This is a genomic window from Nonomuraea sp. NPDC047897 (assembly GCF_043204415.1).
GTDB lineage: Bacteria > Actinomycetota > Actinomycetes > Streptosporangiales > Streptosporangiaceae > Nonomuraea.
In genome coordinates, this window is the sequence record NZ_JBIDCC010000002.1 from 728,521 (window position 1) to 745,402 (window position 16,882).

At 72.6% G+C, this 16,882-nt stretch carries 15 protein-coding genes; 11 read left to right on the top strand and 4 right to left on the bottom strand.

What is annotated here, in order from left to right; all coding sequences use genetic code 11:
* Positions 1-15 precede the first annotated feature (15 nt).
* Together ACGF0J_RS06815 and ACGF0J_RS06820 are read right to left on the bottom strand one after the other, a co-directional pair.
* A complete protein-coding gene (locus ACGF0J_RS06815; protein ID WP_393142677.1) occupies positions 16-1,464 on the bottom strand; it encodes an MFS transporter in 1,449 nt (482 codons plus the stop codon).
* A 119-nt stretch (positions 1,465-1,583) separates the two neighbouring features.
* Positions 1,584-3,245: a class I adenylate-forming enzyme family protein gene (locus ACGF0J_RS06820; RefSeq protein WP_393142679.1), complete on the bottom strand. Its 1,662-nt coding sequence runs from the start codon at positions 3,243-3,245 to the stop codon at positions 1,584-1,586.
* 174 nt (positions 3,246-3,419) lie between these two features.
* Here ACGF0J_RS06820 and argC point away from each other — a divergent pair, with 174 nt between their 5' ends.
* From argC to ACGF0J_RS06865, 9 genes are all read left to right on the top strand, one after another.
* Positions 3,420-4,442, top strand: a complete 1,023-nt coding sequence (gene argC, locus ACGF0J_RS06825; RefSeq protein WP_393142681.1) for an N-acetyl-gamma-glutamyl-phosphate reductase — start codon at positions 3,420-3,422, stop codon at positions 4,440-4,442.
* Complete coding sequence (argJ, locus tag ACGF0J_RS06830; RefSeq protein ID WP_393142683.1) at positions 4,439-5,590, top strand: bifunctional glutamate N-acetyltransferase/amino-acid acetyltransferase ArgJ; 1,152 nt, start codon at positions 4,439-4,441, stop codon at positions 5,588-5,590. The genes argC and argJ overlap by 4 nt, the downstream gene beginning before the upstream one ends.
* Entirely contained in the window at positions 5,587-6,465 is an 879-nt protein-coding gene (argB, locus tag ACGF0J_RS06835) for an acetylglutamate kinase (RefSeq protein ID WP_393142685.1), read from the top strand. Before argJ ends, argB begins: the two co-directional genes overlap by 4 nt.
* Entirely contained in the window at positions 6,458-7,636 is a 1,179-nt protein-coding gene (locus ACGF0J_RS06840) for an acetylornithine transaminase (protein ID WP_393142687.1), read from the top strand. The genes argB and ACGF0J_RS06840 overlap by 8 nt, the downstream gene beginning before the upstream one ends.
* Entirely contained in the window at positions 7,633-8,550 is a 918-nt protein-coding gene (argF, locus tag ACGF0J_RS06845; RefSeq protein ID WP_393142689.1) for an ornithine carbamoyltransferase, read from the top strand. Before ACGF0J_RS06840 ends, argF begins: the two co-directional genes overlap by 4 nt.
* Complete coding sequence (locus ACGF0J_RS06850; protein WP_393142691.1) at positions 8,547-9,053, top strand: arginine repressor; 507 nt, start codon at positions 8,547-8,549, stop codon at positions 9,051-9,053. The genes argF and ACGF0J_RS06850 overlap by 4 nt, the downstream gene beginning before the upstream one ends.
* Positions 9,054-9,082: 29 nt before the next feature.
* Positions 9,083-10,282 carry an argininosuccinate synthase gene (locus ACGF0J_RS06855; protein ID WP_393142693.1) on the top strand — a complete coding sequence of 400 codons (1,200 nt, stop codon included), beginning with the start codon at positions 9,083-9,085 and terminating at the stop codon, positions 10,280-10,282.
* A 73-nt stretch (positions 10,283-10,355) separates the two neighbouring features.
* A complete protein-coding gene (gene argH / locus ACGF0J_RS06860) occupies positions 10,356-11,753 on the top strand; it encodes an argininosuccinate lyase (RefSeq protein ID WP_393142731.1) in 1,398 nt (465 codons plus the stop codon).
* Positions 11,735-12,565: a DNA-3-methyladenine glycosylase gene (locus ACGF0J_RS06865; RefSeq protein ID WP_393142695.1), complete on the top strand. Its 831-nt coding sequence runs from the start codon at positions 11,735-11,737 to the stop codon at positions 12,563-12,565. The genes argH and ACGF0J_RS06865 overlap by 19 nt, the downstream gene beginning before the upstream one ends.
* Here the strand turns inward: ACGF0J_RS06865 and ACGF0J_RS06870 are convergent.
* Positions 12,505-12,906 (bottom strand): PH domain-containing protein, encoded by a 402-nt coding sequence (locus tag ACGF0J_RS06870; protein ID WP_393142697.1) that lies wholly within the window; start codon positions 12,904-12,906, stop codon positions 12,505-12,507. The two genes, ACGF0J_RS06865 and ACGF0J_RS06870, sit on opposite strands and share 61 nt — an antisense overlap.
* 84 nt (positions 12,907-12,990) lie before the next feature.
* On the opposite strand from ACGF0J_RS06870, the gene tyrS reads away from it, so the two are divergent.
* Positions 12,991-14,256, top strand: a complete 1,266-nt coding sequence (gene tyrS / locus ACGF0J_RS06875; RefSeq protein ID WP_393142699.1) for a tyrosine--tRNA ligase — start codon at positions 12,991-12,993, stop codon at positions 14,254-14,256.
* Positions 14,257-14,362: 106 nt separating this feature from the next.
* Here tyrS and ACGF0J_RS06880 read toward each other — a convergent pair whose 3' ends face one another.
* Positions 14,363-15,811: a glycosyltransferase family 39 protein gene (locus ACGF0J_RS06880; protein ID WP_393142701.1), complete on the bottom strand. Its 1,449-nt coding sequence runs from the start codon at positions 15,809-15,811 to the stop codon at positions 14,363-14,365.
* Between the two features lie 31 nt (positions 15,812-15,842).
* Between ACGF0J_RS06880 and ACGF0J_RS06885 the strand changes: the two genes are divergently transcribed.
* Positions 15,843-16,436 carry an HAD-IA family hydrolase gene (locus tag ACGF0J_RS06885; RefSeq protein ID WP_393142703.1) on the top strand — a complete coding sequence of 198 codons (594 nt, stop codon included), beginning with the start codon at positions 15,843-15,845 and terminating at the stop codon, positions 16,434-16,436.
* Positions 16,437-16,882 lie beyond the last annotated feature (446 nt).

Genomic DNA, 16,882 nt, shown 5'->3' on the forward strand with positions numbered 1-16,882 from the left:
ACGAGGGGGAGGAGCTCAGTGGCGGCCCCGCCTCGGGAGCAGGAAGCCGAGCGCGAACGCCACCGCGACCAGCCCCAGCGTGATCAGTGAGACGGCCTGGGCGGCGTCCACCGCCCGCGCCACGGCCGCCCCCGGGACGGGGGAGCCGAGCCGGCCGAAGAACACCGTGCCGAGGACGGCGAAGCCGAGCGAGGCGCCGAGCTGCTGGATGCTCTCCAGCACGCCTGCCGCCGAGCCCACCTCGTGCTCCTCCACGTCGCCCATGATGATGCCGAACAGCGGCACGAAGATCATGCCCATGCCGGCCCCGCCCAGCAGCAGCGGGAGCACCAGGTCCCACGGGCCGACCGCGCTGCCCGTCCAGCCGAGGACGAGGTGGAAGGCCAGCACGCCGGCCGCCAGGAGCCCCAGGCCGAGGTGCAGGATGGTCCGGCCGAGCGCGGCCGTCCTGGCCGCGGCGAATCCGGTGCCGAGGAACGCGCCCACCGCGAAGGCCGTCATCGTCAGGCTGGCCCGCAGCGCCCCGTAGCCCAGCCCGAGCTGGAGGAACATCCCGATCGCCAGCGAGAATCCGCAGACCGCGGCGAAGAACACGACCACCAGCACGGTCCCCGAGGTGTAGGAGCGCTTGCCGAACACGCTCGGCTCGACCAGCGTGGCCGCGCCGCGGCGGGCGCGCCGCACCTGGTGCAGGGCGAAGCCGGCGAACATCGGCAGCGACGCGGCGGCCATCATCAGCGACCACGTGGGCCAGCCCAGCTCGCGGCCCTGCACCAGCGGGTGGACCAGCAGCAGGATCGCCACCCCGGCCAGCAGGCCGCCGCCCAGGTCGAGCCGGGAGGAGGGCACGGCAGCCGGTACGGCGGGCAGCGCCTTGACCCCCGCGAGCAGCGCGAACGCGCCCAGCGGCAGGTTGATCAGGAAGATCATGCGCCAGCCGGTGCCGAACAGGTCGGCCTCGACCAGCAGCCCCGCCACGATCGGCCCGAGGATCGTGGCCAGCCCGATGGCGGGGCCGAACGCGCCGAACGCCTTGCCGACCTCGGCCGGCGGGAACAGGTCACGGATCAGCCCGAACCCCTGCGGGATCATCACCGCCCCGGCCAGTCCCTGCAGGACCCTTGCCACGATGAGCGCCTCCGGCGTGGGCGACAGCGCGCAGGCCAGCGAGGCGGCGACGAAGGCGGCGGTGCCCAGGAGCAGCATGCGGCGCCGCCCGTACATGTCGCCGAGCCGGCCGCCGACCAGCAGGCCGATGGCCAGGGCGAGAGTGTAGCCGGCCGCGATCCACTGCAGGCTGGCGTAGCCGCCGCCGAGGTCGGCCTGGATGGCGGGGCCGCCGACGCTCACGACGGTGGAGTCGAGCAGGTTCATCAGCGTCGCGGCCAGCACGGCGGCCAGGCCCAGCCAGCGGCGCCGGACGGGGGCGGCGGCCGGGGCGGGCGCCTCGAGTACTGCGGTCACGGGTTCCTCCAGATACGGAACGGATCGCTCTGTTCAAGAAAAGCATAGCGGAACGGAACGATATATTCCATATAGAGGTCAGAAGAGAGGCCGCCGGGGGACCGGCGGCCTCTTCGCGCTCAGGGGCCGAGGATCTCCCGCCGCAGCCGCGTCTTGAGGATCTTGCCTCCCGGGTTGCGCGGCAGCTCGCCCTCCCGGAACCACACGTGCGCCGGGATCTTGAACGCCGCGATCCGACCCGACAGGAACTCCCGCAGCTCACCGGCCGTCACCGACGACCCCGGCGCCAGGCACAGGACCGCCCCCACCTCCTCGCCGAGCTCGTCGTGCGGCACGCCGATCACCGCGGCGTCGTCCACCGCCGGATGCTCGAACAGCGCGGCCTCGACCTCGGCGCAGTAGACGTTCTCGCCGCCCCTGATCACCATGTCCTTGGCTCGGTCGACGATGTAGACGAACCCGTCCTCGTCGATCCGCGCCAGGTCGCCGGTGTGCAGCCAGCCGCCCACGAACGTCTGCGCCGTCTCCTCCGGCCGGTTCCAGTAGCCGAGGATGACGTTCGGGCCGCGTACGCACAGCTCGCCCACCTCGCCCGCCGGCAGCTCGTCGCCGGCCGGGTCCACCACCCGCACGTCCACCACGGCCGACGGCAGCCCGATGCTGTCCGGCCTGGCGTCGTAGTCGGGGCCGCCGTTGCCGATGGCCAGCGCGGTCGTCTCGGTCATGCCGTAGCCGTTGGACGGCGCCCGGTTCGGCAGGTTCTCGTTGATCCGCTCCAGCAGTCTCGGCGGGGCCGGCGCGCCGCCGTAGCCGAGCGTGGTCAACGACGACAGGTCGTACCGGCCGAAGTCCGGGTGCGACATGAGCTGCCAGGCGTTGGTCGGCACGCCGATCATCGTGGTGACCTTCTCGCGCTCGATCAGCCGCAGCGCCCGCTCCGGGTCCCACTTGTACATGAGCACCAGCCCGCCGCCGGTGAACATCGTCGTGGTCAGCGCGGAGAAGCAGCCCGTCACGTGGAACAGCGGCACGGCCAGCAGCGTCACCCGCCGCACGCCGACCGCCGCGGCGACGTCCCGGCCCGCCAGCGCCACCGCCCGCAGCAGCCCGTAGGCCACCGTCATGGGCGACTGTCCGGCGTTGCGGTGGCTGCCCAGCGCGCCCTTGGGCCGGCCGGTGGTGCCGGAGGTGTAGAAGATCGTGGCCGGGTCCTCGGGCAGCAGCTCCACCTCGGGCAACGTCACGTCGGCGCGCACCTCGCCCAGCACCTCGTCGAGCGAGCGCGCGCCCGCGGGCGGCTCGCCCCTGGTCACGATCAGCGGGACGCCGGTGGCCGCCAGCTTCGCGGCCCGCTCGCCGTCCGCGATCAGCACCTTGGCCCCCGAGTCGGTGACGCCGTAGGCCAGTTCCGGCTCGGTCCACCAGGCGTTCAGCGGCACGGCCACGGCGCCCGCCGCGAGCGCGGCAGAGAAGGCGACCACCCATTCGGGGTAGTTGCGCATCGCCACCACGACCCGGTCGCCCTTGGCCACGCCGTAGTCCTCCACCAGCCGGCGGGCCAGCGTCGCCGCCCGCCGGAAGTGTTCCTCGAACGTGATGTGCTCGTCCTCGTAGACGAGGAAGACCTTCTCCCCGTGGTACCGGCTCATCTCCAGCAGGGCCCGGAAGTGGACGGGGGCGTGCTTCCAGGTGCGGATCCCGGTGTCGCCGATCTCCTCCATCTCGAACAGCTCACCGGGCCCGGTGAGCCGGGCCTGTACCTCGGCATGCGTCACGGTCATGCGCAGACTCCCGCAGGTGGACGGCTGATCCGGCTCCTCACAGTACCGACCGGTAAGTATGTGCGCCAGACCACACCTGGGCGTGCCCGGCTTGCATATCCATCCCGGGCCGTGCATCATCTCTTCATAGCAAAACCATGAGTTATCGTGCATGAACATACAGGGGGTCCTGTGATGAGGGCGGCGGTCGCCGGAGCCAGCGGCTACGCGGGAGGGGAGCTGCTCAGGCTGCTGCTCGCCCACCCCGAGTTCGAGATCGGCGCGCTGACCGCGGCCTCCAGCGCCGGCAGCCCGCTCGGCGCCCACCAGCCCCACCTGCCCGCCCTGGCCGGCCGCCGCATCCAGGAGACCACCCCCGAGACGCTCGCCGGGCACGACGTCGTCTTCCTCGCCCTGCCGCACGGCCACTCCGCGGCGGTCGCCGCCGCCCTCGGCGACGACACGCTCGTCGTCGACTGCGGCGCCGACCACCGGCTCGCCGACCCCGCCGCCTGGCAGGAGTTCTACGGCGGCGAGCACGCCGGCACCTGGCCGTACGGCCTGCCCGAGCTGCCCGGCCAGCGCGAGCTGCTCAAGTCCGCCCGGCGGATCGCCGTCCCCGGCTGCTACCCGACCTCCGTCCTGCTCGCCCTCGCCCCCGCGTTCGCCGCCGGCCTGGCCGAGCCCGACGTGGTCGTGGTCGCCGCCAGCGGCACCAGCGGCGCCGGCAAGTCGCCCAAGACCAGCCTGCTCGGCAGCGAGGTCATGGGCTCGGTCGGCGCCTACGGCGTCGGCGGCGTCCACCGGCACACCCCCGAGATGGAGCAGGGACTCACGGCCGCCGCCGGCACGCCGGTGCGGGTGTCGTTCACCCCCACGCTCGCCCCGATGAGCCGCGGCATCCTCGCCACCTGCACGGCCCCCGCCGCCCCCGGCCTGACCAGGGCCGCCGTCCGCGAGGCGTACGAGAGCGCGCTGGCCACCGAGCCGTTCGCGCGGCTGCTGCCCGAGGGCGTCTGGCCCGCCACCGCGATGACCTACGGCGCCAACACCGCCGCGCTGCAGGTGACGCTCGACGAGCGCGCCGGCCGCCTGGTCGCCGTCATCGCCATCGACAACCTCACCAAGGGCACGGCCGGAGGCGCGATCCAGAGCGCCAACCTCGCCCTCGGCCTGCCGGAAGAGCTCGGACTTCCCACGACTGGAGTGGCCCCATGAGTGTGACCGCCCCCCTCGGCTTCCGGGCCGCGGGCATCGCCGCCGGCATCAAGCCCGGCGCCGCCCGCGACCTGGCCCTCGTCGTCAACGACGGGCCGAGCCGCGCCGCGGCCGGCGTCTTCACCGCCAACCGCGTCAAGGCCGCGCCCGTCCTGTGGTCGCAGCAGGTGCTGCGTGGCGGCCGCGTGCGGGCCGTCGTCCTCAACTCCGGCGGTGCCAACGCCTGCACCGGCCCCGAAGGCTTCCAGGACACTCACGCCACCGCCGAGAAGGTCGCCGAGGTCATCGACGACTCCGCCGGCGAGGTCGCCGTCTGCTCCACCGGCCTGATCGGCGAGCGACTGCCGATGGACGCCCTGCTGCCCGGCGTCGAGCAGGCCGCCGCGCAGCTCTCCCGCGACGGCGGCCTCGCCGCCGCCGACGCCATCCGCACCACCGACACCGTCTCCAAGATCTCCTTCAAGCGGGCCGACGGCTACATGGTGGGCGGCATGGCCAAGGGCGCCGGCATGCTCGCCCCGGGGCTGGCCACCATGCTCTGCGTGGTCACCACCGACGCCGACCTGACCGCCGAGCAGCTCGACACCGTGCTGCGCCGGGCCACCGCCGTGACCTTCGACCGGCTCGACACCGACGGCTGCATGTCCACCAACGACACCGTGCTGCTGCTCGCCAGCGGCGCCGCCGGCGTCACGCCCGACCTGGCCGAGTTCGAGCAGAAGGTCACCGAGGTCTGCGCCGACCTGGCCCGCCAGCTGCTCGTCGACGCCGAGGGCGCCAGCAAGGCCATCGCGATCGAGGTGGTCGGCGCCGCCAGCGAGGACGACGCGGTCACCGTGGGCCGCGCCGTCTCCCGGTCCAACCTGCTCAAGTGCGCCATCCACGGCGAGGACCCCAACTGGGGCCGCGTGCTGGCCGCCGCCGGCACCACCGACGCCGTCTTCGAGCCCGACCGGCTCAACGTCGCCATCAACGGCATCTGGGTCTGCCGCGGCGGCGCGGTCGGCGACGACCGCGACAAGGTCGACATGCGTCCCCGCGACGTCACGATCACCATCGACCTGGCGGCCGGCACCCACACCGCGACGGTCCACACGACCGACCTGACCGCCGCCTACGTGCACGAGAACTCGGCGTACTCGTCATGAGGGCCAACGGCGCGCACGCCAAGGCGAGCACTCTCATCGAGGCGCTGCCCTGGCTGACCCGCTTCCACGGCGCGACCGTCGTCATCAAGTACGGCGGCAACGCGATGACCGAGGAGTCCCTGAAGGAGGGCTTCGCCGAGGACGTCGTCTTCCTGCGCCACGCCGGCCTGCGCCCGGTCGTCGTGCACGGCGGCGGCCCGCAGATCAGCGAGCACCTCGACCGGCTGGGCATCGAGTCCACCTTCACCGCCGGCCTGCGGGTCACCACGCCCGAGGCCATGCGGATCGTCAGGATGGTGCTCGTCGGCCAGGTCAACCGCGACGTCGTCGGCCTGATCAACCGGCACGGCCCGTTCGCCGTCGGCCTGTCCGGCGAGGACGCCCACCTGTTCACCGCCGAGCGCACGCACGCGGTCGTCGACGGCGAGCCCGTCGACATCGGCCAGGTCGGCGAGATCGTCAAGGTCGAGCCCGGCGCCGTCGAGGCCCTGCTCGGCGACGGCCGCATCCCCGTCGTCTCCAGCGTCGCCCGCGGCGCCGACGGAGAGATCTACAACGTGAACGCCGACACCGCGGCCGCCGCGCTGGCCGTCGCGCTGCGCGCCCACAAGCTCGTCATCCTCACCGACGTCGAGGGCCTGTACGCCAACTGGCCCGACGACACCGACGTGATCGACGAACTGGCCGCCACCGAGCTCGAAACCCTCATGCCCACCCTGTCCAGCGGTATGGTCCCCAAAATGGGGGCATGCCTGACAGCGGTGCGCGGCGGCGTTCCGCGGGCCCACGTGCTCGACGGGCGGGTGCGCCACGCGCTGCTGCTGGAGATCTTCACCGACGAAGGAATCGGAACCATGGTGATGCCCGATGAGTGACCAGCCGAGCCTGTACGACAGGTTCGAGCGGGCCTTCATGCCCAACTACGGAGTGCCCCCGGTCGCGCTGGCCCGCGGCGAGGGCACCCGCGTGTGGGACGTCGACGGCAACGCCTACCTCGACTTCATCGGCGGCATCGCCGTCAGCTCCCTCGGCCACGCCCACCCCGCGCTGGTCGAGGCGGTCTCCCGCCAGGCCGCCACGATCGCCCACACCAGCAACCTGTTCCTGCACGAGCCCGAGGTGCTGCTCGCCGAGCGCCTGCTCGGCCTGCTCGGCGCCCCCGGCCGCGTCTTCTTCGCCAACTCCGGCACCGAGGCCAACGAGGCCGCCTACAAGCTCGCGCTCACCTACGGTCGGCGCGAGGGCCGCAGCTACTTCGTCGCCGCCGAGAACGGCTTCCACGGCCGCACCATCGGCGCCCTGTCGCTGACCGGCAAGCAGTCCATCCGCGACAAGTTCGGGCCCTTCCCGGTGGATGTCCGCTTCGTCCCGTACGGCGACGCGGGCGCGCTCAAGGAGGCCGTCACCGGCGACTGCATCGCGGTGTTCCTGGAGCCCACCCAGGGCGAGGCCGGCGTCGTCCCGCCGCCCGACGGCTACCTGGCCGCCGCCCGCGAGATCTGCGACGCCACCGGCGCGCTGCTCGTCGCCGACGAGATCCAGTCGGCGATCGGCCGGACCGGCCACTGGTTCGCCCACCAGGCCGACGGCTTCGTCCCCGACATCCTCACCCTCGCCAAGGGGCTCGGCGGCGGCCTGCCGATCGGCGCCTGCGTCGGCTTCGGCGAGGCAGGCACCCTGTTCGCCAAGGGTGACCACGGCTCCACCTTCGGCGGCAACCCGATCTCCTGCGCCGCCGCCCTGGCCGTCCTCGACCACGTCGACCTCGACCACGTCAAGCGGGTCGCCCACCGGCTGCGCACCGGCCTGCAAGCGGTGGACCACCCGCTGCTCAAGGGCGTGCGCGGCCGCGGCCTGTGGCTCGCCACCGTGCTGACCCAGCCGGTCTCCGGCCGCGTCCAGGAGGCCGCCGCCCGCGCGGGCTTCCTGGTCAACGCCCTGCAACCCGACGCCGTCCGGCTGGCCCCGCCGCTCGTGGTGACGGACGAGGAGATCGACGCGCTGGTGGCCGCGTTCCCCGCGATCCTGACGGAGGCGAGCCGGTGAGACACTTCCTGAGGGACGACGACCTCACTCCCGCCGAGCAGACGGAGGTCCTCGACCTGGCCGAGGCCATGAAGAAGGACCGGTTCGGCTACCGCCCCCTCGCCGGGCCGCGGACCGTCGCCCTGCTGTTCGACAAGCCGTCCACCCGTACCCGCGTGTCCTTCGCCGTCGGTGTGGGCGAGCTCGGCGGGCTGCCGCTCGTCATCGACGGTGGCTCCTCCCAGATGGGCCGCGGCGAACCGATCGAGGACACCGCCCGCGTCCTCGAACGCCAGGTCGCCGCGATCGTCTGGCGCACCTCCGGCCAGGCGCGCATCGAGGCGATGGCCTCGGCGTCCCACGTGCCCGTCGTCAACGCGCTCACCGACGAGTTCCACCCCTGCCAGATCCTCGCCGACCTGCAGACCGTCCGCGAACGCCTCGGCCGCACCGCCGGGCTGACGCTGGCCTACCTCGGCGACGGCGCCAACAACATGGCCCACTCCTACCTGCTCGGCTGCGCCACCGCCGGCATGCACGTGCGCATCGGCGCGCCCGCCGGCTACCAGCCGGACGCCGTCGTCCTCGACCGGGCCGCCGCCATCGCCGCCGAGACCGGCGGGTCCGTCGTGGCGGTGTCCGACCCGGCCGCCGCCGTCGCCGGCGCGCACGTCGTCGCCACGGACACCTGGGTGTCGATGGGCCAGGACGGCAAGGAGGAGCGCGTCGCCGCCCTCATGCCCTACCAGGTCAACGCCGAGCTGCTCGGCCTGGCCGCCGACGACGCGATCGTGCTGCACTGCCTGCCCGCCTACCGCGGCTACGAGATCACCGCCGACGTGCTCGACGGGCCCGCCAGCGCCGTGTGGGACCAGGCGGAGAACCGCCTGCACGCCCAGAAGGCGCTCCTGCACTGGCTGGTGGGCACGGCATGACGATCCCGATGACCAAGGTCGCGCGCCAGGCGAAGATCACCGATCTGCTGCAGCGCCAGCCCGTGCGCTCCCAGCCCGAGCTGGCCAAGCTCCTGGCCGAGAGCGGCGTCGAGGTCACCCAGGCCACCCTGTCACGTGACCTCGACGAGCTCGGCGCGCTCAAGCTGCGCGCCGAGGACGGCTCCCTCGTCTACGCCCTGCCCGGCGAGGGCGGCGGCCGCATCCCGCTGGCCCGCCTCGGCACCGGCGAGACGCCCGCGGCACGACTGCACCGCATCGCCGAAGAACTCCTCGTCTCCGCCGAGGCCTCGGCCAACCTGGTCATCGTCCGCACCCCGCCGGGCGCCGCCCAGTTCCTCGCCTCCGCCATCGACCACGCCGACTGGGAGGCCATCCTCGGCACCGTCGCCGGGGACGACACGATCCTCGTGATCAGCCGCGACCCGCAGGGCGGCCAGGCGCTCGCCGAAGCCCTGCTGAAGGCCGCCGACCGGCGAAGCTGACACGAGCCGCCAAGGAAAGGTCCAGCACGATGTCCGAGAGAGTAGTCCTCGCGTTCTCCGGGGGCCTCGACACCTCCGTCGCCATCCCGTTCCTGGCCGAGCAGATGGACGCCGAGGTCATCGCCGTCGCGGTGGACCTCGGCCAGGGCGGCGAGGACCTGGAAGCCATCCGGAAGCGCGCCCTGGACTGCGGCGCGGTCGAGTCGGTCGTCGTGGACGCCAAGGAGGAGTTCGCCGCCGACTTCTGCGTGCCCGCGCTGCGCGCCAACGCCCTCTACATGGACCGCTACCCGCTGCTGTCGTCGCTGTCGCGGCCGCTCATCGCCAGGCACCTCGTCTCCGCGGCCAAGCGGTTCGGCGGCACGGTCGTCTCCCACGGCTGCACCGGCAAGGGCAACGACCAGGTCCGCTTCGAGGCCGGCCTGGCCGCGCTCGCACCCGACCTGCGCGTCGTAGCGCCGGCCCGCGACTTCGCCTGGACCCGCGACAAGGCCATCGACTTCGCCGAGCGGACCGGGCTGCCCATCGAGACCAGCAAGCAGAACCCGTTCTCCATCGACCAGAACCTGTGGGGCCGCGCCGTCGAGACCGGCTTCCTGGAGGACATCTGGAACGGGCCCTCCGAGGACGTCTACGCCTACACCGCCGACCCGGCCGTGCCGCGCGACCCCGACGAGCTCGTCATCACCTTCGAGCGGGGCGTCCCCGTCGGGATCGACGGCCGGTCGCTCACCCCGTACCAGATGATCGCCGAGCTCAACCGGCGCGCCGGCGCGCAGGGCGTCGGCCGGATCGACCTGGTCGAGGACCGGCTGGTCGGCATCAAGTCGCGCGAGGTGTACGAGGCGCCCGCCGCCATCGCCCTGATCACCGCCCACATGGAGCTGGAGAACGTCACCGTCGAACGCGACCTGGCCCGCTTCAAGCGCGGCGTCGACCAGCGCTGGAGCGAACTGGTCTACGACGGCCTGTGGTTCTCGCCGCTGAAGGACGCGCTCGACGCCTTCATCGACGACGCCCAGCGGCACGTGTCCGGCGACATCCGGATGACGCTGCACGGCGGCCGCGCCGTGGTCACCGGGCGGCGGTCCCAGGAGTCCCTGTACGATTTCTCGCTGGCCACCTACGACACCGGCGACACCTTCGACCAGTCCCTGGCCAGGGGCTTCGTCCAGCTCTTCAGCCTTCCTTCCAAGATCGCTGCTGCCCGGGACGCGAAGCACGGGTGAGGTGCACCAGGGTCGCGCACGCGGTTACGAGATCTTGACGAAAAGGAGATGAACGGTGAGTGAGGGCAAGCCGATGCGGTTGTGGGGCGCACGTTTCGAGGGAGGCCCGTCCGACGCGCTGACGAGGCTGTCGGTGAGCGTGCACTTCGACTGGCGGCTGGTGCCGTACGACCTGGCGGCCTCCCGGGCGCACGCCCGCGTGCTGCACCGGGCCGGCCTGCTGACGCCCGGCGAACTGGAGCGCATGATCGGCGCGCTGGACGACCTGGAGCGGGCCTGCAAGGCGGGCGAGTTCCGGCCGACGGTCGCCGACGAGGACGTGCACACGGCGCTGGAGCGCGGCCTGCTGGAGCGGCTCGGCTCGCTCGGCGGCAAGTTGCGCGCCGGGCGCAGCCGCAACGACCAGATCGCCACCGACCTGCGCCTCTACCTGCGCGACCACGCGCGCACGATCGTCTCCCGGCTGGTCGAGCTGGAGACGGCGCTGATGGAGCAGGCCGAGCGGCACGCCGACACGGCCGCGCCCGGCATGACCCACCTGCAGCACGCGCAGCCGGTGTCCTTCGGCCACCAGCTCCTCGCCCACGTGCACGCCTTCGCCCGCGACATCGACCGGCTCACCGACTGGGACAGGCGCGCCGCCGTCTCACCGCTCGGCTCCGGCGCGCTGGCCGGCTCGTCGCTGCCGCTCGACCCGCAGGCCGTGGCCGCGGAGCTGGGCTTCGACAGCGCGGCCCCCAACTCGATGGACGCCGTCGCCGACCGCGACTTCGCCGCCGAGTTCCTGTTCGACGCGGCGATGATCGGGGTGCACCTGTCGCGGCTCGGCGAGGAGATCGTGCTCTGGGCCTCGCAGGAGTTCCGCTGGATCGAGATGGACGACGCCTACTCCACCGGCTCGTCGATCATGCCGCAGAAGAAGAACCCCGACGTGGCCGAGCTGGCCCGCGGCAAGTCCGGGCGGCTCATCGGCAACCTGATGGCGCTGCTGACGACGCTGAAGGGCCTGCCGCTCACCTACAACCGCGACCTGCAGGAGGACAAGGAGCCGGTGTTCGACGCCGTCGACACGCTGCTGCTCGTCCTGCCCGCGATGGCCGGGCTGGTCGCGACCATGCGGGTCAACACCGCCCGGCTGGAGGCGTCGGCCCCCGACGGGTTCGCGCTCGCCACCGACCTGGCCGAGCTGCTGGTCCGGCGGGGCGTGCCGTTCCGCGAGGCGCACGAGGCCGTCGGCCACCTGGTGGTGTGGTGCCAGGTCAACGAACGCGACCTCGGCGAGCTGACCGACGATGAGCTCGCCAAGGTGTCGGAGCACCTCACGCCCGACGTCCGCGACGTGCTCAACGTGGCCGGCGCGCTCGCCGCGCGCAAGGCGCACGGCGGCACCGCCCCCGACCGGGTGCGCGACCAGCTCGCCGCGCTGCGCGAGTCCGTCGACGCCCAGGCGGCATGGGCGGCGGGCTCCTGACCACCGCGCCGCTGCCGCGCTCGTTCTTTGACCGGCCGTCCCACGAGGTGGCGCCCGACCTGCTCGGGCGCGTCCTCGTGCACGGTGGCCCGGACGGCGCCGTGGCGGTGCGGCTCACGGAGGTCGAGGCGTACGGCGGGCCGGGCGAGGACCCGGCCGCCCACACCTACCGCGGCCGGACACCGCGCAACGCGGTGATGTTCGGGCCGCCGGGTCACCTGTACGTGTACTTCACCTACGGCATGCACTTCTGCGCCAACCTGGTGTGCCTGCCCGAGGACCACGGGTCGGCGGTGCTGCTGCGCGCCGGCGAGATCGTCGGCGGCCACGACCTCGCCCGCCTGCGCCGCTCCGCCGGCGCCGCCCCCGCCGGGTCGGACGCTGAACCGGACGCTGAACCGAACGCCGGGTCGGGTGACGGTCAGGGCTCCGGCGGCTCGGCGGCGCGGGCTCCCCGGCGGATGGCCGACCGTGACCTCGCCCGCGGTCCCGCCCGGCTGGCGACGGCGCTCGGCCTGGCCCGCGAGCACAACGGCATCGACGCCGTCGCCATGGACGACCCGCCTGCTTTCACGGTGGAGAGCCGTCTGTCAGCGGGGGCCGCCTGGTCGGCCGGGGCCGTCGTGCTGGCGGGCAGCCCGCCCGAACCCGAGCTGATCAGGTCGGGCCCGCGCACCGGCATCTCGGCGGCCAAGGAGATCCCCTGGCGGTTCTGGATCGACGGCGACCCGACCGTCTCGCCGTACCGGCCTCACGTGCCGCGCCGGCGCAGCTCGGCGGCCACCTCCGTGGGCGATGCACCCAGGTCGTGAGCGCTGAAGATGTGCAGGTGGTCGCCCGTGTCGATCTCCAGCATCTCGCTGCGCAGCCCCCACCGCCTGCGGACGTCCACCTTGACGTCCTCGATCCGCTCCCACGGGACGTGCCGCCGGCCGGCGTAGCCGTGCACCACGGTGATGCCGCTCTCGTCGGCCGTCAGCCGCACCGGCACGAGCAGGTCGCGCAGCCCCATCGCGCCGACCAGCACCGCTGCGGGGACCGCCAGGATGACGCCGCGCACGTCACCGCCGACGTACCAGTGGACGGCGAGACCCGCACAGACCAGAGCCCCTAAAATCTTGAAAACGGCCGGCTCGCGACGGACCCTCCACATGGGGATCGAGACTATCCAAGTGGCGGTCTTCCTGCGCGATCGGGCACGCTGTGAACATCCGACACCTACTGGAAAGCCGGCACCGTGACCGACATTCTCGATGAGCTCGAATGGCGCGACGTCCTCGCGCAGACCACCGACGTCGACGCCCTGCGCAAGGCGCTGTCGGAGGGCCCGATCACGGTCTATGCGGGCTTCGACCCGACGGCGCCGTCGCTGCATGTCGGAAACCTCGCCACGTTGCTGATCCTGACCCGCTTCCAGCGCGCCGGCCACCGGCCGATCGGGCTCGTCGGCGGCGCCACCGGGCTCATCGGCGATCCGAGCGGCCGCAGCACCGAGCGGGTGCTCAACACCTCCGACGTCGTCGCCGAGTGGGTGGCCAGGATCCGGGTGCAGGTGGAGAAGTTCCTGTCCTTCGAGGCCGGTCCCACCTCCGCGACGCTGGTCAGCAACCTCGACTGGACCGCCGAGCTGACCGCCATCGACTTCCTGCGCGACGTCGGCAAGCACTTCCCGGTCAACCGGATGCTGGCCCGCGAGTCAGTCTCGGCCCGCCTGGGCGGTGAGGGGCTGAGCTACACGGAGTTCAGCTACCAGATCCTGCAGGCCAACGACTACCTCGAGCTCTACCGGCGCCACGGGTGCACGCTGCAGCTCGGTGGCAGCGACCAGTGGGGCAACATCACCGCGGGCGTCGACCTGATCCGCCGCGTCGAGGGCGCCCACGTGCACGCCCTCACCGGCAAGCTGATCACCAAGGCCGACGGCACCAAGTTCGGCAAGACCGCCGGCGGCGCGGTGTGGCTCGACGGCTCGTTGACCTCGCCGTACGCGTTCTACCAGTACTGGCTGAACGCTGACGACCGCGATGTGGTGCGCTTCCTCAAGGTCTTCACGTTCCGCTCGCGCGAGGAAGTCGAGGCGCTGGAGAAGGCCGTCGCCGACCGGCCGTTCGCCCGCGAGGCGCAGCGGGCGCTGGCCGAGGACATGACCACCCTGGTGCACGGCGAGGCCGAGCTGGCGGCGGTGGTGGCGGCGTCCAAGGCGCTGTTCGGGCAGGGCTCGCTGGAAGAGCTGCCCGCCGCGACGCTGGAGGCCGCCCTCGCCGAGGTGCCCAGGGCGACGGTGCCCGCGCTGGGCGTCCCGTACGTCGACCTGCTGGCCGACAGCGGGCTGGTGGAGTCCAAGTCGGCGGCCCGCCGCGCGGTCAAGGAGGGCGGCGCCTACCTCAACAACGTCAAGATCACCGACGAGGCCTACGTGCCGACGGCCGACGACCTGCTGCACGGCCGGTTCATGGTGCTGAGGCGCGGCAAGAAGGCGATCGGCGGCGTCGAGATCGGCTGACCTTGCCCGGCGGCGGCGTGGGCGGCTCCTTCGGTCCGCCCACGCCGGCATGTCACGGCGGGCCGAGGCCCGGGCCGGGCTGAGGCCCCGGCGGGCCGACGACCGATCAGGGCCGGGCGTACAATGCGACGGTGAGGCCGGGCAGCTCGGCCGAGTGCCACGACCTGACCTGCTCGAACCCGGCCTCCCTGACGGCCCGCACCCGCGGCAGGCGCGACCCCGTCGCCTTGGTGCCGCGCCACACCAGCCAGACCCGTCGACGGTCGGCCAGCATCGCCGCGACGTCGGTGCGTTCCGCGAATCCGAATCCGCGCGGCTGCGGAGCACGGTCCAGCAGCAGCACGTCGTCCGGCCCGCCGGCCGGGGCGTAGTAGTGGAAGCCCGCCCGAACCGAGCTCTGCCCGAACACGATCGCGTCGCCGGCCTGCGCGCGTACCTGCCGCACCGCGCCGGGGAAGTCCTCGAACCGCCCGTTGTGCGCCCGCAGCTCGGCGTGCCGGGTGAGCCCGGGGACGAGCGTGGCGACCACGAGCAGACAGCCCGCCGCGGCCCGCGCCACGGTCCCCGGCACGCTCGCCGCGGCGATCCCGGCGAGCAGCGCCGCACCCGGCGTGGTCACGAACAGGTAGCGGTCCACGTAGGCCGGTGTGACGAGGTGCGACACGGCGAGCAGCAGCAGCGGCGGCAGCACCACCCAGCCCGCCAGCGCCCCGGCCCACGGCCGGCCGTCCGTGTCCCGGGCGAACAGCAGCGCCGCGCCGGCCGTCGCCACCGCGAGCAGGATCACGCCTGTGGCCGTCACGCCCGTCGTCATCAGCGGGAACTTCAGCAGCACCTCCGGACCCTTCTGCGGGATCCAGCTGATCGCGTGCCGCGCGCCGTACCCCACCAGCCCCAGCACGAGCGCCGGCACCGCTCCCGCGGCCAGCGCGGGAGCCGCCCGCAGCAGCAGCGTGCGGCGGGGGACCAGCGAGAGCAGCACCGGCAGGTGCGCGGGCAGGGCCAGCACCGCGAACAGGTGGGTGCACGACACCAGCGCCACCGACACCCCGTACAGCACCCAGCCGTGCCCCCGCGCCGCCCGGTGCAGCGCCCAGAACGAGAGCGTCACCGCCGCCGCGGCGAAGGCGTACGACCGGGCGTACGCGCCGTAGAAGGACACCGTCGGCAGCACCGCGAAGACCGTCGCGGCCGTCAGCCCGGCCGGGACGCCGTGCAGCCGGCGCCCCAGGTCGGCGAGGAACCACGCGGCCACCCCGATCGCCAGCGCGGACGGCAGCCTGAGCCACAGCTCCGCCGTGCCCGCCTGCACCCACAGCTGCATGAACAGGTAGTACGGCAGGAAGTGCCCGTCGATGTTGTGAGCCAGCGCCCAAAGGCCCGGCACGGATCGTGACGCGGCGCTCAGCGTCGCGAGCTCGTCGCCGTTCAGTGACGCCGAGCCGGACCCGGTGAGGGTGGCCAGAAAGACGGCGGGCGCCGCCAACCAGGGGCTCCACCGGCGCGAACGCACCGCCGGTGGGACAGGAGGGGCGAGGGTGGCGACTTGGGACACCGGGGCAGGATACGCGCATAGGCTCGGCGGTATGCCCGATGTGATCGTTTTCGATTTGTACGGAGTCATCGCCCGTAACCAGACGGAGGAGGCGCGGCGGCGCCTCGTGGAACTGGCCGGGGTGCCGGAAAAGGGGTTCTGGGAGGCGTACTGGGCCTGTCGGCCCCCCTACGACGCCGGCCAGGACGCGGCCGGCTACTGGGCCGCGGTCGCCGCCCGCCTCGGCGTCCGGCTCGCCGACGTGCCGGCGCTCGTGCGGGCGGACGTGGCCAGTTGGAGCGTGGTGGACGAGGAGATGGTGGAGGTGGTGTGCGAGCTGGCAGACGAGGGGCGCACGCTGGGGCTGCTGTCCAACATCGTCGAGGACCTGGTGCCGGTGTGGGAGTCCGGGCACGGGCGGTGGCTCGCGAGGTTCGCGGCGCTGACGTTCTCCTGCCGGATCGGGGTGGCCAAGCCGGACCCGCGGGCGTACGAGATCTGCGCGGCGCGGATGGGGGTCGAACCGTCGCGGGTGCTGTTCATCGACGACAACGCGGCGAACGTGGCGGCGGCGCGTGAGGCGGGGATGGCGGCGGAGCTGTTCACCTCGGCGGCCCAGGTGCGCGCACTCGCGGCTGCCCGTTGACCTACCCGTTGACCTGCCCGCTCCAGGGCGATTTGACGAGTCGCGGATGGCGACCTAATCTTTCACATCGCCCGGGAGTGAGCCGGACGCCGGACAGGCGGACGGGCCTCGGGCAAGCCCCTTGAGAACAACACTCGGCCAAGGCGCCTCGTCGTGCCCAGGTTCGAGTCGTCGTGGGCGCGTTCGAATCACCGGAAAATCGGTTGATTCGACACGGCCATGATGCCACGGTAAGTTACGAGGGTTGCCCCGGAGACGGGGCGCCAGGACCAGCGAGATCGAGATTGACACGGGATCGCAAGCCTGGTAAGATCGGAACGTGAAGTGTGCGCCTTCCTGAGGTTCTGGGGAGTACGCGTCCGTTTCTTGAGAACTCAACAGTGTGTTAAAAGCCAGTGCATGATGCACAACCCCGTCATTTCGGTGACGGATTCCTTTTATAGCTA

Excerpts from the sequence above, each read along its gene's own strand:
- ACGF0J_RS06840 (WP_393142687.1), top strand. The coding sequence starts at position 6,458 with ATGAGTGACCAGCCGAGCCTGTACGACAGGTTCGAGCGGGCCTTCATG.
- argJ (WP_393142683.1), top strand. The coding sequence starts at position 4,439 with ATGAGTGTGACCGCCCCCCTCGGCTTCCGGGCCGCGGGCATCGCCGCC.
- ACGF0J_RS06870 (WP_393142697.1), bottom strand. The coding sequence starts at position 12,906 with ATGTGGAGGGTCCGTCGCGAGCCGGCCGTTTTCAAGATTTTAGGGGCT.
- argH (WP_393142731.1), top strand. The coding sequence starts at position 10,356 with ATGCGGTTGTGGGGCGCACGTTTCGAGGGAGGCCCGTCCGACGCGCTG.
- ACGF0J_RS06865 (WP_393142695.1), top strand. The coding sequence starts at position 11,735 with ATGGGCGGCGGGCTCCTGACCACCGCGCCGCTGCCGCGCTCGTTCTTT.
- ACGF0J_RS06820 (WP_393142679.1), bottom strand. The coding sequence starts at position 3,245 with ATGACCGTGACGCATGCCGAGGTACAGGCCCGGCTCACCGGGCCCGGT.
- argB (WP_393142685.1), top strand. The coding sequence starts at position 5,587 with ATGAGGGCCAACGGCGCGCACGCCAAGGCGAGCACTCTCATCGAGGCG.
- ACGF0J_RS06885 (WP_393142703.1), top strand. The coding sequence starts at position 15,843 with ATGCCCGATGTGATCGTTTTCGATTTGTACGGAGTCATCGCCCGTAAC.
- ACGF0J_RS06850 (WP_393142691.1), top strand. The coding sequence starts at position 8,547 with ATGACGATCCCGATGACCAAGGTCGCGCGCCAGGCGAAGATCACCGAT.
- ACGF0J_RS06855 (WP_393142693.1), top strand. The coding sequence starts at position 9,083 with ATGTCCGAGAGAGTAGTCCTCGCGTTCTCCGGGGGCCTCGACACCTCC.
- argC (WP_393142681.1), top strand. The coding sequence starts at position 3,420 with ATGAGGGCGGCGGTCGCCGGAGCCAGCGGCTACGCGGGAGGGGAGCTG.